Raw genomic sequence first — 13,493 nt, forward strand, 5'->3', positions numbered from 1 at the left:
ACGATATCCGCGCCTATTCACCCGTTGCGCCGGGGTCGATGACTTGGACAACGCCACCGGTGACGCCGGCGATGAAGAGCCGCCCGGTCACCGAATCCACACCCAGCGAGTAGGCGTTTTGCACGCTGGGAATCCGGGCGACTTGTTGAGGGGTCTGCTCGGCGAGGCTGTAGCCGATTACGTCGTTGGTCCCCGAGGAGGCGACCCACAAGCGCTCGCGAGTTGGGTCGTAGGCCATTCCATACGGACCGCCCGGCTGTGCTGCGCTGCCGATCTCGCGTGGCGTCGGTAGCGGATTGAACACCCTGACGGTGTCGCCGCGGGTGTCGCTGACGATCATTCGGCCTTGCCGGTCGGCGACCACGTGGGTGGGGCCGGCGCCGGCCGGGGTCGAGCCGACGACGGTCAGCTTCTCGGCGTCGTACACCGTCAAGGTGTTGTTGCGCGCATCGACCACGCCCACGGTGTTGCCGAACGCTGCCACCCCGGCAGGTTGGACGCTGTCTTTGAAGACCTTCACCGTCTGGTCGCCGCGCAGCACGCTCACCGTGCCGTCGTGTTCGTTGGTGACGAAGACGGTTCCGTTGGACGCCGCCGCGGCGTCGTGTGGGGAGTTGCCAGTTGGAATGGGCGGCAAGGCTTTTCCGTCTGGTCCCCGCGTCAATTCCACCCGCACCAGGGCGTTGGCGGTTTCCACCGGAACCAGGATCGGGCCGCCCGGCGCGGCCAGCTTGAGGTGGCGAGCGGTCCCGGGTAGCGGAACTCGGGCGGTTATGGCTGCCGAGTCGATATTGATCAGTACCACTTCGTTGGGGTAGCGCGTGGCGATCGCGGCGGTGCGGGTTACTGGGTCGACGGCAATGCCTTCCGGGTAGGTGCCGACCCCAACCATGCGCCCGGACGGGGTGATGGTCGGCGGCGACGCGAACTGCGGTTCGGCCGCCGGGGGCAATGCTCTTGCGCCCTTGTCGCCGTTCTGATGGCCGCAACCGACCAGCGCAATCGCGGCGAGGGCAATCGCAAGCTTCAGGTGATCGCGCCGGTTCATCGCTGCGGCGCCAACATCCGGTGCAGGAACGAGTAGGTCAGCGCCGATTTGAACGCGAGTTGTTCGTTGTCGGCCGCGCCGCCGTGCCCGCCTTCAATGTTCTCGTAGTACCAGACGCGATGGCCCGCGGCTTGTAGCGCCGCCGTCATCTTGCGGGCGTGGCCCGGATGCACCCGATCGTCGCGGGTGGAGGTTGTTATGAGTATTGGCGGATACCTCCGATCGGCCGAAATGTTTTGGTATGGCGAGTATTCGGAGATAAATGCCCAGTCGTCCGGATTGTCGGGGTCACCATATTCGGCCATCCAGGAGGCACCGGCCAGGAGGAGGTGGTAGCGCTTCATGTCCAGCAGCGGGACACTGCAGACCAGTGCTCCGAATTTCTCCGGGTATTTGGTCAGCATGATCCCCATCAACAGCCCGCCGTTGCTGCCGCCCTGCGCGCCGAGCTGTGCGACGCTGGTGATGCCCCGGTCCACCAGGTCGTCGGCCACCGCGACGAAGTCCTCGGCCACCTTGTGCCGGCCTTCACGCATCGCCTGGGTGTGCCAGCCGGGTCCGTACTCGCCGCCACCGCGGATGTTGGCCAGCACATAGGTGCCGCCGCGGGCCAGCCATAGCCTGCCCAACACACCGCTGTAACTCGGCGTGTTGGACGTCTCGAATCCGCCGTAGCCATACAGCAGGGTGGGCCTCGGCTCGCCAGGGCTATGGGCCCCCTCGGGCCGCACCACGAAATACGGGATTGACGTGCCGTCCGACGACGTCACGAAATGCTGTGCCACCGCCACGTTTTCGGCATCGAAAAAGGCAGGTGCGGACTTGATCTGCACTGGTTCGGCGGGGCCGGTACCGCGCATTAACCGGGAGGGTGAGGTGAATCCGCTTGAGTCAAGGAAGAATTCGTCGCTCTTGTCATCGGCGGCGACGATCACGGTGTTGGTTGCGGGCGGGATGCCGGCGAGCGGTTCGCGCCGCCAGCTGCCCGGTGACGATCGCAAGCGCGGCGAAGCCGGGTGCAGCGGGTCGTCGCCCAAACAACCCGGTGACGATCGCAAGCGCGGCGAAGCCGGGTGCAGCGGGTCGTCGCCCAGACAACCCGGCGACGATCGCAAGCGCGGCGAAGCCGGGCGCAGCGGGTCGTCGCCCAAACGACCCGGTGACGATCGCAAGCGCGGCGAAGCCGGGTGCAGCGGGTCGTCGCCCAAACGACCCGGTGACGGTCGCAAGCGCGGCGAAGCCGGGCGCAGCGGGTCGTCGCCCAAACAACCCGGCGTGACGATCTCGACGCGGCTGGCGACGTCGGCCAGCGTGACGATCAGCAGGCGATCTCGGGTCCACGCGTAGTGGTTGAGCGAGGTGCGCTCGTCGGGGGCGAACACCACCTGCAATTCCGCTGTGCCAGCGAGGAATTCGTCATAGTTGGCGGCCAGCAACGATCCGGCGGTGTATGTGGTGGTGCCGCGGGTCCAGTCGGTGCGCGGCTCGATCAATAGCCAGTCGCGGTGAATCGACACATTCGCGTCGGTGGGCGCATCGATACGGATCAGTTCCGAGCCGCGCAGTTCGTAGACCTCGTCGTTCCAGAAGTCCAGAGCTCGCACCAACAGGGTGCGTTCGTAGCCGGGCGTCCGATCCACGGACGCGCCGACGCGGACGTCGGCGGGTGTGCCTTCGAAAATCGTCTGCGCGTCCGCCAGCGGCGTGCCCCGGTGCCAGCGTTTGATGATCCGCGGGTAACCGGACTCGGTGAGCGAGTCGGGCCCGAAATCGGTGCCCACCAGCACCGTGTCGGCATCTTCCCAGCTGACCTGCGATTTGGCTTCGGGCAACTGGAACCCGCCGTCGACGAATTGGCGAGTCAGCATGTCGAATTCGCGCACGACGCACGCATCCGAGCCGCCCGGGGATAGCGCGACCAGGGCGCGGGTGTGATCGGGCTCGATGACTCCGGCGCCGGCCCACACCCACTTCTGATCGTCGGCGCGACCCAATTCATCGACGTCGATCAGTACGTCCCACTCGGGAGAATCGGTGCGGTAGCTCTCCAGCGTGGTGCGCCGCCACAGGCCGCGAGGGTTGGCAGCATCGCGCCAAAAGTTGTAGAGGTACTCGCCGCGACGGACCACATACGGGATGCGGGCATCGGTGTCGAGCACTTCGAGCGCCTGAGCGCGCATCCGCTCGAACTCCGCCTCGAACTTACCGCTGCAAAACTCCGCTAGTGTCGGCTCGTTGCGCGCGCGTACCCAATCCAGTGCCTCCGCACCGGTGACGTCCTCGAGCCATAAGTACGGGTCGGTCGTGACGGCGGACACAGCCTCAGATGTCATGGAAGCCATTCTGGCCCCGGCGGTAGTGTGAGTTGTATTACATGATCGAGCGAGGAGCCGAAAAGATGCCTGTCTTTACACGTCCCGGTTCCGACGGGGCGCTGATGTCCTATGAATCCCGGTACGAGAATTTCATCGGCGGCGAGTGGGTCGCTCCCGCTCACGGCCGCTACTTCGAGAACCAGACGCCGGTCACCGGCCAACCGTTCTGCGAGATACCACGCTCCGACGAAGCCGACGTCGACAAGGCGCTGGACGCCGCACACGCGGCCGCGCCCGGGTGGGGGAAGACCGCACCGGCCGAGCGCGCCGCGATCCTGAACAAGATCGCCGACCGCATCGAGGCCAACAGGGACGCGCTCGCAGTCGCCGAAGTCTGGGACAACGGCAAACCGATCCGCGAGGCGCTGGCCGCCGACATCCCACTGGCGGCCGACAATTTCCGATATTTCGCCGCGGCGATCCGGGCCCAGGAGGGTTCGTTGTCGCAGATCGACGAGAACACCGTTGCCTATCACTTCCACGAGCCGCTCGGGGTAGTGGGGCAGATCATTCCGTGGAACTTCCCCATCCTGATGGGCGCCTGGAAACTGGCGCCGGCATTGGCCGCCGGCAACACCGTGGTGCTTAAGCCCGCCGAGCAGACCCCGGCGTCGGTGCTGTACCTGATGTCGCTGATCGGCGATGTGATTCCGCCCGGCGTGGTCAACGTCGTCAATGGATTCGGGGTCGAGGCCGGCAAGCCGCTGGCATCCAGCGACCGGATCGCCAAGGTCGCGTTCACCGGGGAGACCACCACCGGGCGACTGATCATGCAGTACGCCTCGCAGAACCTGATCCCGGTCACCCTGGAACTCGGCGGCAAGAGCCCCAACATCTTCTTCTCCGACGTGATGGCGGCCAATGACGACTTCCAGGACAAGGCGCTGGAAGGGTTCACGATGTTCGCCCTCAACCAGGGCGAGGTCTGCACCTGCCCGTCGCGCAGCCTGATCCAAGCGGATATCCATGACGAGTTCCTGGAGCTGGCTACGATCCGAACCAAGGCCGTCCGGCAGGGTGATCCGCTGGACACACAGACCATGCTGGGTTCCCAGGCTTCCAACGACCAGCTGGAAAAGATCTTGTCCTACATCGAGATCGGCAAGGACGAGGGCGCCAAGATCATTACCGGCGGCGAGCGCGCCGAACTCGGCGGCGACCTGTCCGGCGGCTACTACGTGCAGCCGACGATCTTCACCGGGAACAACAAGATGCGGATCTTCCAGGAGGAGATCTTCGGTCCGGTCGTCGCGGTGACGCCCTTCGCCAACTACGACGACGCGATGGGCATTGCCAACGACACGCTCTACGGTCTGGGTGCGGGTGTGTGGAGCCGGGACGGCAACACCGCCTACCGGGCGGGTCGTGACATCAAGGCCGGTCGGGTGTGGGTCAACTGTTACCACGTCTATCCGCCGCACGCGGCGTTCGGCGGCTACAAGCAATCCGGTTTCGGCCGCGAGACCCACAAGATGGCACTTGACCACTACCAGCAGACCAAGAACCTGATGGTGTCCTACGCCGATAGGGCGGTCGGGTTGTTCTAATGAGCGCGACGCCGAGCGCTCCTGCGGGCGTGGTGATGACTGCTGCCGCCGCCAAATTGCTGACCCGACTGCAGGACCGCCATGGGCCGGTGATGTTCCACCAGTCCGGCGGCTGCTGCGACGGTTCGTCGCCGATGTGCTACCCGCGTGCGGACTTCGTCGTCGGTGACCGCGACGTCTTGCTCGGCGTTCTCGACGTGGGAGAGGGGGTTCCGGTGTGGATCTCCGGTCCGCAGTACCAGGCCCACTATCGGGGAGCGCAGCACACTCAGCTGATTATCGACGTGGTGCCGGGCCGCGGCGGTGGGTTCAGTCTGGAAGCCCCCGAGGGCGTGCGGTTCCTCAGTCGCGGTCGGGTGTTCACCGAGGCCGAGCAAGAGCTGCTACGGGCCGTACCGGTGATTACCGGCGCGGCTTTCGAGCGTGGCGAACGGCCGTCGACTCGGGGTTTTGTCGTCGATCTCGACGATAAAACGCCGGCGCCGGGAGTGTGCGGGGCGACCGGGCCATAACCGCAGTAAGGTCGTACACCGTGATCCCGCTTCCACGATCATGGCTGTTGACCAGCGCCATGCTGGTGGGTAACGCAGTAGGCGCGCTCGCGGGAGTGGCGGCCACCGTGCTGGTTCATGCCCGGGTCCGCCCGGACGTGGTCATCGCGCTGGTGGTCGGGATTCCCAGCGTGATTGGGCTGTTGGTGATCCTGTTGTCCGGGCGTCGCTGGGTGACGACGGTGGGTGCGTTCATTCTTGCGTTGGCGCCGGGTTGGTTGGGTGTGCTCGTCGCGATCCAGGTGGTGTCGGGTGGCTGACGGAGACGCTGACAAAGACCGTGAATCAAGCCCGGGGACGGAGCCGTTCGTACCGGATTTCGATGACACGGGTTCGCAACCGCTGGCTTCGTTGGCCGACCTCGAAAATGCCGAGAAGCCGCACAGGTCGTCGACGGCCGCGACTCCGGCGGAGGATTCGGACATCGGGGAAGCGGCAGCGGCAGAGCCGGCCGCACCGGTTGTCGTTCCGGGCCGGTACCTCTACCTGAAATGGTGGAAGTTAGTCCTGGTGATCCTCGGCGTTTGGTTCGCTGCCGCCGAGGTGGGGCTCAGTTTGTACTACTGGTGGTACCACACGATCGACAAGACACCGCCGGTGTTCGTCGTCCTGGTCTATGTCGTCGCTTGCGCCGTGGGTGGCTTGATGCTCTCGATGGTGCAGGGCAGGCCGCTGATCACGGCATTGTCGATCGCTGTGATGTCGGGACCATTCGCCTCCGTCGCCGCGGCCGCGCCGCTCTACGGCTACTTTTTCTGCGAGCGGATGAGCCGCTGCCTGATCGGCATCCTTCCGTATTAGCGGCCCGGCAAGCAGAGCTGTCGGTCGGTTGCCGCTCTGGCCTCGGCCAGCGTGTCGAGCCTGATCGCAAGACAGGCGGTGAATTGGTTCTCCGGTTCTCGGATGTCCAGACCGATCGCGCGTGAGATTCGGTCGAGCTTGTTCAGCAGCGTGTTGCGATGGACGTTGAGTGTGCGCGCGGCGTCAGTGATGTTCCCGCCCCGGGCGAGGTATCCGGTCAACGTCTCCAGCAGATTCGGCCCCGACCGCAACGGCTCGACGAAGCGCTCAATCAGTTGCCGGCTTTCTTCGGAGTCGGCGATTTCGGCGAGCATCGTGAAGCTGCGCAGGTCCTGATGGGAGGTGGCGCCGGTACGGCCGAGCCGATGCGCGATGTCCGAAGCGATTTGGGCGTCGCGGTAGCTGTCGGAGACTTCCCTGGCGCCGTGCGCCGGTTGTCCGTAGGCGACGGCCACGGCCTTCCCGCAGCGCAGCTCTAGTGCACTGCACATTGATTGAGCAAAAGCCGCCATCTCGTGGCTCAGCACTGGCTCGTCAGCATCGCGCAGGGTACGCACTACTACCAAGACATCGCCGACCGCGGTCGCATCGGCGCGCACCGACTGGTCGGCGAAGATATTGGCGGCATAGCGGACCAATCGCAGCATTCTGGCCGCCCGATTTCGTACCGTTTTCGGTAACAAGCCGCGGGCAACGAACACGCCGAACGTCGAATCGGGGTCGATCTCGTGGTGCTCGGCACGGGCCCGCAGTTCGTGGTCACTGAAAAAGGCGCCATGGACCAGCGCTCGGATGAAGTCATCGCGCGCCCGCTCTTCGGCTTCCACGACGCTGCGCTGGCGCAGTAGCTCCACGCCAACGACGGCAGCCGCCTGCTCGGTAAGGACACGGTGACGGGCCAGATCCTGGGGGTCCAAGATGGCATACGGGACGAGGACGATTACCCAGCCCTCGAATGCCTTGCCGACCTTGACTTCGTGGGCGATCGAGGTCCAGGCTCCGCGGCCGGCACCAACGACGCGCTCAATCCGGCAGCGCTGTGCGGTCAAACGGCGTGCAGCGGGCACACCGGTTGCTAGCACGCGGCGAACCGAGGCGGTGAGCGCTTCACTGTCGTTTGCGTTAAGTCCAGCCTGGGCAACCACCTGACCGCGAGCATCGAGGACCATCGCAGGGTTGCGGGCCAGATTGCAAACCTCACGGATGAGAATCTCCAGGCCGGCCCCGCGATGGAACAGCCTCGCCAGCAACGCATGGACGTGCATCGAGTACCGCATCACCGGCACTTCCTGATTCAGCGTCAGGGTCGCGAAAAGGCGGCTAAGGGCGGCAAAGCCGACACGCGAGGCCATCTCGATGACGACCAGTCCAGTGGGGAGGCCCGAGTGCCGAACCTCTGCTGATATCGGCCCGTCCACCACCAGAACCGCCGCACCCCGGGAGGCTAGCGAGGCAAGCAGGATGCCGCCGCCGGCCACGGCCTCGGCGCGGGCATATACCGCCACCGCCTCGAGTCGATTCGGCAACGGTGGTACTTCAGTCAGCGGCAGAATCCATGTCAACTCGCGATCGAGCTGGTCAGCGCCGCTCACAACGCGGGCGCCGGACATCAGTGATTCATCGAGCAGCCTCCGAATCGTCAATTCGTTGGTATCGATCGATGGCTCGGAATAGTGGGTAATCGGAGCGGCCATGATCTGCCCTTCTGTGTGCTGCGGCCAGTCGCGTCCTGCGGCGGATGCCGGCGGCCCAGCCTCGACGCGTTAGTTGGCAAGTGTCATCATATTGAATTAGTGGCAGCTGTCAACTGTGTCCATGGATGCCGATACGGCCGCTGCGTACGCTTGGGCACGGCGCGAATAACCTAGACAAGTGGCACGCCCGAAGCTCATCGAGGAGGAAGAGCTCCTAGACCGGCTACTCGACGCATTCGCCGATCTCGGTTATGAGGGCACGAGTCTGCGTGAGCTATGCCGACACCTCGGGATGAGCCACAATCTCATCCATCGGCGTTACCAATCCAAGGACGCGGCCTGGCACGCCGCGGTCGATCATGGTTTCGCCGATCTGTATGCGGCGCTACAGGTGCCGCCGGCCGAGGTGCCGTCGGACCTTTTCGAGGTTCTACGCGTGCTGATGGTCAAATTCTCCGAAGCGACGCTGCGTCGACCGGCGCTGGCCCGGATCATCCAGCACGAAGCCGCAATATCTGGTCCACGGTTTGAATACATGCTCACGCATTACATCGGTCCGACCCGCGAGGCCTCTGCCGCACTTCTGGCGCAGCTGCAAGCCTCCGGCGCAGTCCGGGAGGGCGCGGTTGAGACGGTCTACTTCTTCTTGACCACATGGGGAATCGGCGGGCTGGCCAGTGCTTCCGACGAGCTGCGCGGAACCTGCGAATCCGACCATTCCCGTCAACACCTGGCGCGACTGGCCGTCGACGTGGTGGTGGATGGCCTGCGTGCCCGCACCTAACGAGTCGCCAGTCCTGCCCGCGATCTAGGCGGTTGGAGCCATTAGGGTGGGGGCCGTGACTCACTATGACGTCGTCGTTCTCGGAGCCGGTCCCGGCGGATATGTCGCGGCGATTCGCGCCGCACAGCTAGGCCTCAACACCGCAATCGTCGAACCCAAATATTGGGGCGGAGTCTGCCTCAACGTCGGCTGCATCCCGTCCAAGGCGCTGTTGCGCAACGCCGAACTTGTCCACATCTTCACCAAGGACGCCAAGACTTTCGGCATCAACGGCGAAGCCAAGTTCGACTACGGGGTCGCCTTTGACCGCAGCCGCAAGGTGGCCGACGGTCGCGTGGCCGGTGTGCACTTCCTGATGAAGAAGAACAAGATCACCGAGATCCACGGCTACGGCCGGTTTTCCGACGCCAACACGCTGTCGGTTGAGCTCAACGACGGCGGAACCGAAACCGTCACGTTCGACAATGCGATCATCGCCACCGGCAGCAGCACCCGGCTGGTGCCCGGGACGTCGCTGTCGGCCAACGTCGTGACCTATGAGGAACAGATCCTGTCGCGGGAGTTGCCGAAGTCGATCATCATCGCCGGAGCCGGCGCGATCGGCATGGAGTTCGGCTATGTGCTGAAGAACTACGGCGTCGACGTGACCATCGTGGAGTTCCTGCCGCGTGCACTGCCCAATGAGGACGCCGAGGTCTCCAGGGAGATCGAGAAGCAGTTCAAAAAGCTCGGCGTCAAGATCCTGACCGGAACCAAGGTGGAGTCCATTTCTGACGATGGTTCGCAGGTCACCGTGGTCGTTAGCAAGGACGGTAAATCCGAGGAGCGTACGGCCGACAAGGTATTGCAGGCCATCGGGTTTGCGCCCAACGTCGAGGGCTACGGACTGGACAAGGCCGGCGTCGCGCTGACCGACCGCAAGGCCATCGGCATCAACGACTACATGCGCACCAGCGTCCCCCATATCTACGCCATCGGCGATGTCACCGGGCTGCTGATGCTGGCGCACGTTGCCGAGGCGCAAGGCGTGGTCGCGGCCGAAACCATTGCCGGCGCAGAGACTTTGGCTCTGGGTGACTACCGCATGCTGCCGCGCGCGACCTTCTGCCAACCACAGGTCGCCAGCTTCGGGCTCACCGAACAGCAGGCCCGCGACGAGGGTTACGACGTCGTGGTCGCCAAGTTCCCGTTCACCGCCAACGGCAAGGCGCATGGCCTGGGTGACCCCAGCGGCTTCGTCAAGCTGGTAGCCGACGCCAAGCACGGCGAGCTGCTGGGCGGGCATTTGGTTGGCCACGACGTCTCCGAACTGCTGCCCGAACTCACGCTGGCGCAGAAGTGGGACCTCACGGCCACTGAATTGGCGCGCAACGTGCACACCCACCCGACGATGTCCGAGGCGCTGCAGGAGTGCTTCCATGGCCTGACCGGCCACATGATCAACTTCTGAGCAATGATGAGCACCCAGACTTCCCGGACTCCCCAGACCCCCCAGACCATTGTGGGTGGCATCGGTGGTTTGGCCGCCGGCTACATCCTGTGGTTGGTGGCCATTTCGATCGGCGACGATCTCACCACGGTCAGCAAATGGAGCCTGGCGGTGTTGCTGCTGTCGGGTGTGCTCGCGGTCTGCGCCGTGGTGGGGGGCTGGGGCCTGCGCTGGCGCCGCAAGTTTGCGTGGTCGGCGTTTGCGTTCGGATTGCCGATCTTGCCCGTGGTGCTGACGTTGGCCGTACTGGCCGAGATCTATTTCTAACAGTCAGCGCGGGTTGTCCAGCGGGATTTCGAGTGCCGTGATCGTGGCGGCCAGCCCGTCGTAATGAGTTGCCAGCATGCAGAATTCGATCAACCGCGGGCGGTTGAGGTGCGCCGCCAACTGTTGCCAGGTGTCCGCGGTGATCGACCGGTCCTTGATCAATTCGTCCGTCGCCTTTAACAGCGCCTGCTGTCGGGCGCTCAAAACCCTGCGGGGACCGTCGGTTTCCGGAGAGTGAGGCCAGGCGAAAATGGTGGCTTGCGTCTGTGGATCCAGTCCTGCCCCGCGTGCCATGCGGCGATGGTGCTGCAACTCGTATTCGCAAGAGCGCAAATGCGCGACGCGCAAAATCACCAACTCGGTATCGATGCGGGGCAGCCGTCCCCGCAACACCCGGCCGCCATAGAGCAGCCAGGCCCAGAACAGGGATTGGCGGTGGCCCAGCGTGGTGAACAGGTGCATCTCCGGCGCCCGCACCGTGCGCGCGCCCAGCTTGGCCAGCACCCAGTTGACGGGACCCAGCTGGCGGAACCTGCCCGACGGGATGCGCGCGAGCTGGCCGCCGTGCGGGGCGGTCACGGCTGCTTCACCAGGTAGGGGGACACCGTGCTGCGATGTTCGTCGAGATCGAGTGCGCGCCCGAGCGCGGGGAATGCCCGTTGCGGGCAGTTGTCGCGCTCGCAGACGCGGCAACCGGCGCCGATCGGTGTCGCGATATCCCCCGACAAGTCGAGTCCTTCCGAGTGGACGAGCCGGTGCGCGTGCCGTAGTTCGCAGCCGAGCCCGATCGCGAAGGTTTTACCGGGCTGACCATACCGGGCAGCGCGGCGCTCGACGGTGCGGGCCACCCACATGTAGTTGCGGCCGTCGGGCATCTGGGCGATCTGCACCAGGATCTTGCCGGGGTTGGCGAACGTCTCATAGACATTCCACAACGGGCAGGTGCCGCCGCTGGAGGAGAAGTGAAACCCGGTGGCCGACTGGCGTTTTGACATGTTTCCGGCGCGGTCGACCCGTACGAACGAGAACGGCACGCCCCGCATCGAGGGCCGCTGCAGAGTCGAGAGCCGGTGCGCGATCGTCTCGTAGCTCACCGAATAGAACGCCGACAGACGCTCGACGTCGTAGCGAAAATTCTCGGCGACGTCGTGAAACTGCCCGTAGGGCAGCACGGTGGCCGCGGCGAAGTAATTGGCCAGCCCGAGCCGGGCCAGGGTGTGCGACTCCTGGCTGGTGAACTTGCCCTCCTCGACCATGCCGTCGATCAGGTCGCCGAACTCGAGATACGCCAATTCGGCGGCCATCTTGAATACCTGCTGACCCAAGGACAGGTGATTGCTGATTTCCAGCGTCTTGGTGTTGGGGTCGAAGCGGTGTAACACCGTGTCGCCGAGGTCGATCCTTCTGGTGATGCGGACTCCGTGTACCTCGGTGAGCCGCCGGGTCAACTCGCGGGCCAGGTCGCCGTGATGCATCCGCATCTGAATCGTCAGGTCTTCGGCGGCGGTGTCCAGCTCGTGCAGGTAATTCTGCCGTTGATAGAAATAGTCGCGCACTTCTTCATGGGGCATGGTGATCGACCCGCTGCCGCTGCCGTCGGAATACCGCTCCTCGGTGGCGGCGGCCAGCTGTGCTGTGGTGATTCGGTACCGCCGGTGCAGATTGACCACCGCCCGCGCGAAGGCTGGATGAGCCCCAACCAATTCGGCCACCTGGGTTGGGTCGATGTCGATATCCAGATCGCGGTCCATGGTTACCTCGCGGAGCTCGGCGACCAGCCGGGTGTCGTCCTGAGAGGCGAAAAATGTCGCGTCCACCCCGAACACCTCGGTGATCCGCAACAGCACCGCCACCGTCAGCGGACGGACGTCATGCTCGATCTGATTGAGATAGCTCGGTGAGATCTCCAGCATCTGCGCCAGTGCGGCCTGGCTGAACCCGCGCTCGTTGCGCAACTGGCGAACCCGGGAGCCAACGAACGTCTTGGACACTCAACCGAGCGTACGCGCGGCTGTGAAGGCACGATTTGCAGAGTTGGCACGGCCCGGCGATTGGTATTTCGAGGACGTCATTGGCATGATTCGCACGGAAAGCCTGGGTCAACCTAGGGCGCGGACGAGGAGGAAACGGGGAACTAAGCCGTGAGCCTGGACAAAGAGTTAATGCCGGTACCGGACGGTCACCCCGACGTATTCGACCGCGAATGGCCGCTGCGCGTAGGGGACATCGATCGCACGGGCCGGCTGCGCTTGGATGCCGCCTGCCGGCACATCCAGGACATCGGCCAGGACCAGCTGCGCGAGATGGGCTTCGAGGAGACCCATCCGCTGTGGATCGTCCGGCGCACCATGGTCGACCTGATCCGGCCGATCGAGTTTCAGGACATGTTGCGGTGCCGACGCTGGTGCTCGGGCACCTCCAATCGGTGGTGCGAGATGCGGGTCCGCGTCGATGGACGCAAGGGGGGCCTGATCGAATCCGAGGCCTTCTGGATCCACGTCAACCGGGAGACCGAGATGCCGGCCCGCATCGCCGACGACTTCCTGGCGGGTCTACACAAGACCACTTCGGTTGATCGGCTGCGGTGGAAGGGCTATTTGAAAGCCGGCTGCCGCGATGACGCGACGGAGATTCACGAGTTCCCGGTCCGGGTCACCGACATCGACCTGTTCGACCACATGAACAACTCGGTGTATTGGGGTGTGATCGAGGACTATCTGGCTTCTCACCCCGAGCTGCTAGCCGGACCGTTGCGGGTGACCATCGAGCACGAGGCTCCGGTTGCGCTTGGCGACAAGCTGGAAATCATCTCGCACATCCATCCGGCTGGCTCCACCGATCAATTCGGTCCCGGCCTGGCCGACAAGACTGTTACAACGCTCACATATGCGGTCGGCGACGAGACGAAAGCCGTCGCATCGCTGTTCTCCCTTTAGC

13 protein-coding genes are annotated in these 13,493 nt (G+C 64.5%); 8 read left to right on the top strand and 5 right to left on the bottom strand.

Annotated elements, in window-relative coordinates:
* Positions 1-13 precede the first annotated feature (13 nt).
* Both AADZ78_RS03530 and AADZ78_RS03535 read right to left on the bottom strand, forming a co-directional pair.
* The gene (locus AADZ78_RS03530) at positions 14-1,048 is read right to left on the bottom strand and encodes a YncE family protein (protein ID WP_085248285.1); all 1,035 of its coding nucleotides are present in this window, start codon (positions 1,046-1,048) and stop codon (positions 14-16) included.
* Positions 1,045-3,381 (bottom strand): prolyl oligopeptidase family serine peptidase, encoded by a 2,337-nt coding sequence (locus AADZ78_RS03535; RefSeq protein ID WP_239656796.1) that lies wholly within the window; start codon positions 3,379-3,381, stop codon positions 1,045-1,047. The genes AADZ78_RS03530 and AADZ78_RS03535 overlap by 4 nt, the downstream gene beginning before the upstream one ends.
* Before the next feature lie 65 nt (positions 3,382-3,446).
* Here AADZ78_RS03535 and AADZ78_RS03540 point away from each other — a divergent pair, with 65 nt between their 5' ends.
* Genes AADZ78_RS03540 through AADZ78_RS03555 form a run of 4 tightly spaced genes read left to right on the top strand, consistent with a single transcriptional unit; the run spans position 3,447 to position 6,322 of the window.
* Positions 3,447-4,970: an acetaldehyde dehydrogenase ExaC gene (locus AADZ78_RS03540; protein WP_085248382.1), complete on the top strand. Its 1,524-nt coding sequence runs from the start codon at positions 3,447-3,449 to the stop codon at positions 4,968-4,970.
* Positions 4,970-5,482, top strand: coding sequence for a DUF779 domain-containing protein (locus AADZ78_RS03545; protein ID WP_085248287.1), 513 nt, complete (start codon positions 4,970-4,972; stop codon positions 5,480-5,482). Before AADZ78_RS03540 ends, AADZ78_RS03545 begins: the two co-directional genes overlap by 1 nt.
* Before the next feature lie 20 nt (positions 5,483-5,502).
* Positions 5,503-5,781, top strand: a complete 279-nt coding sequence (locus AADZ78_RS03550; protein WP_085248384.1) for a putative holin — start codon at positions 5,503-5,505, stop codon at positions 5,779-5,781.
* Positions 5,774-6,322, top strand: a complete 549-nt coding sequence (locus AADZ78_RS03555) for a hypothetical protein (RefSeq protein WP_085248289.1) — start codon at positions 5,774-5,776, stop codon at positions 6,320-6,322. The genes AADZ78_RS03550 and AADZ78_RS03555 overlap by 8 nt, the downstream gene beginning before the upstream one ends.
* Here the strand turns inward: AADZ78_RS03555 and AADZ78_RS03560 are convergent.
* On the bottom strand, positions 6,319-8,016 hold the full coding sequence (locus AADZ78_RS03560; protein ID WP_085248291.1) for a helix-turn-helix domain-containing protein: 1,698 nt from the start codon (positions 8,014-8,016) through the stop codon (positions 6,319-6,321). The two genes, AADZ78_RS03555 and AADZ78_RS03560, sit on opposite strands and share 4 nt — an antisense overlap.
* 178 nt (positions 8,017-8,194) lie before the next feature.
* On the opposite strand from AADZ78_RS03560, the gene AADZ78_RS03565 reads away from it, so the two are divergent.
* The 3 genes from AADZ78_RS03565 to AADZ78_RS03575 are packed head-to-tail and all read left to right on the top strand — an operon-like array spanning position 8,195 to position 10,556.
* Positions 8,195-8,800, top strand: coding sequence for a TetR/AcrR family transcriptional regulator (locus AADZ78_RS03565; RefSeq protein ID WP_085248293.1), 606 nt, complete (start codon positions 8,195-8,197; stop codon positions 8,798-8,800).
* Positions 8,801-8,855: 55 nt separating this feature from the next.
* The gene (gene lpdA / locus AADZ78_RS03570; protein ID WP_085248295.1) at positions 8,856-10,250 is read left to right on the top strand and encodes a dihydrolipoyl dehydrogenase; all 1,395 of its coding nucleotides are present in this window, start codon (positions 8,856-8,858) and stop codon (positions 10,248-10,250) included.
* A 6-nt stretch (positions 10,251-10,256) separates the two neighbouring features.
* Positions 10,257-10,556, top strand: a complete 300-nt coding sequence (locus AADZ78_RS03575) for a hypothetical protein (RefSeq protein ID WP_085248386.1) — start codon at positions 10,257-10,259, stop codon at positions 10,554-10,556.
* A gap of 3 nt (positions 10,557-10,559) precedes the next feature.
* On the opposite strand, the gene AADZ78_RS03580 is transcribed toward AADZ78_RS03575, so the two are convergent.
* Positions 10,560-11,135 (bottom strand): carboxymuconolactone decarboxylase family protein, encoded by a 576-nt coding sequence (locus tag AADZ78_RS03580; RefSeq protein WP_085248297.1) that lies wholly within the window; start codon positions 11,133-11,135, stop codon positions 10,560-10,562.
* Positions 11,132-12,547: an acetate metabolism transcriptional regulator RamB gene (ramB, locus tag AADZ78_RS03585; RefSeq protein WP_085248299.1), complete on the bottom strand. Its 1,416-nt coding sequence runs from the start codon at positions 12,545-12,547 to the stop codon at positions 11,132-11,134. Before ramB ends, AADZ78_RS03580 begins: the two co-directional genes overlap by 4 nt.
* A 150-nt stretch (positions 12,548-12,697) precedes the next feature.
* On the opposite strand from ramB, the gene AADZ78_RS03590 reads away from it, so the two are divergent.
* The gene (locus AADZ78_RS03590; protein ID WP_085248301.1) at positions 12,698-13,492 is read left to right on the top strand and encodes an acyl-[acyl-carrier-protein] thioesterase; all 795 of its coding nucleotides are present in this window, start codon (positions 12,698-12,700) and stop codon (positions 13,490-13,492) included.
* Position 13,493: the final 1 nt, after the last annotated feature.

Origin of the sequence: Mycobacterium riyadhense (assembly GCF_963853645.1) — a bacterium.
Taxonomy (GTDB): domain Bacteria; phylum Actinomycetota; class Actinomycetes; order Mycobacteriales; family Mycobacteriaceae; genus Mycobacterium; species Mycobacterium riyadhense.

What these genes read in the sequence shown, in the direction of transcription:
- AADZ78_RS03540 (WP_085248382.1), top strand. Translation starts at nt 3,447, where the DNA reads ATGCCTGTCTTTACACGTCCCGGTTCCGACGGGGCGCTGATGTCCTAT.
- AADZ78_RS03545 (WP_085248287.1), top strand. Translation starts at nt 4,970, where the DNA reads ATGAGCGCGACGCCGAGCGCTCCTGCGGGCGTGGTGATGACTGCTGCC.
- AADZ78_RS03560 (WP_085248291.1), bottom strand. Translation starts at nt 8,016, where the DNA reads ATGGCCGCTCCGATTACCCACTATTCCGAGCCATCGATCGATACCAAC.
- AADZ78_RS03530 (WP_085248285.1), bottom strand. Translation starts at nt 1,048, where the DNA reads ATGAACCGGCGCGATCACCTGAAGCTTGCGATTGCCCTCGCCGCGATT.
- AADZ78_RS03535 (WP_239656796.1), bottom strand. Translation starts at nt 3,381, where the DNA reads ATGACATCTGAGGCTGTGTCCGCCGTCACGACCGACCCGTACTTATGG.
- AADZ78_RS03575 (WP_085248386.1), top strand. Translation starts at nt 10,257, where the DNA reads ATGAGCACCCAGACTTCCCGGACTCCCCAGACCCCCCAGACCATTGTG.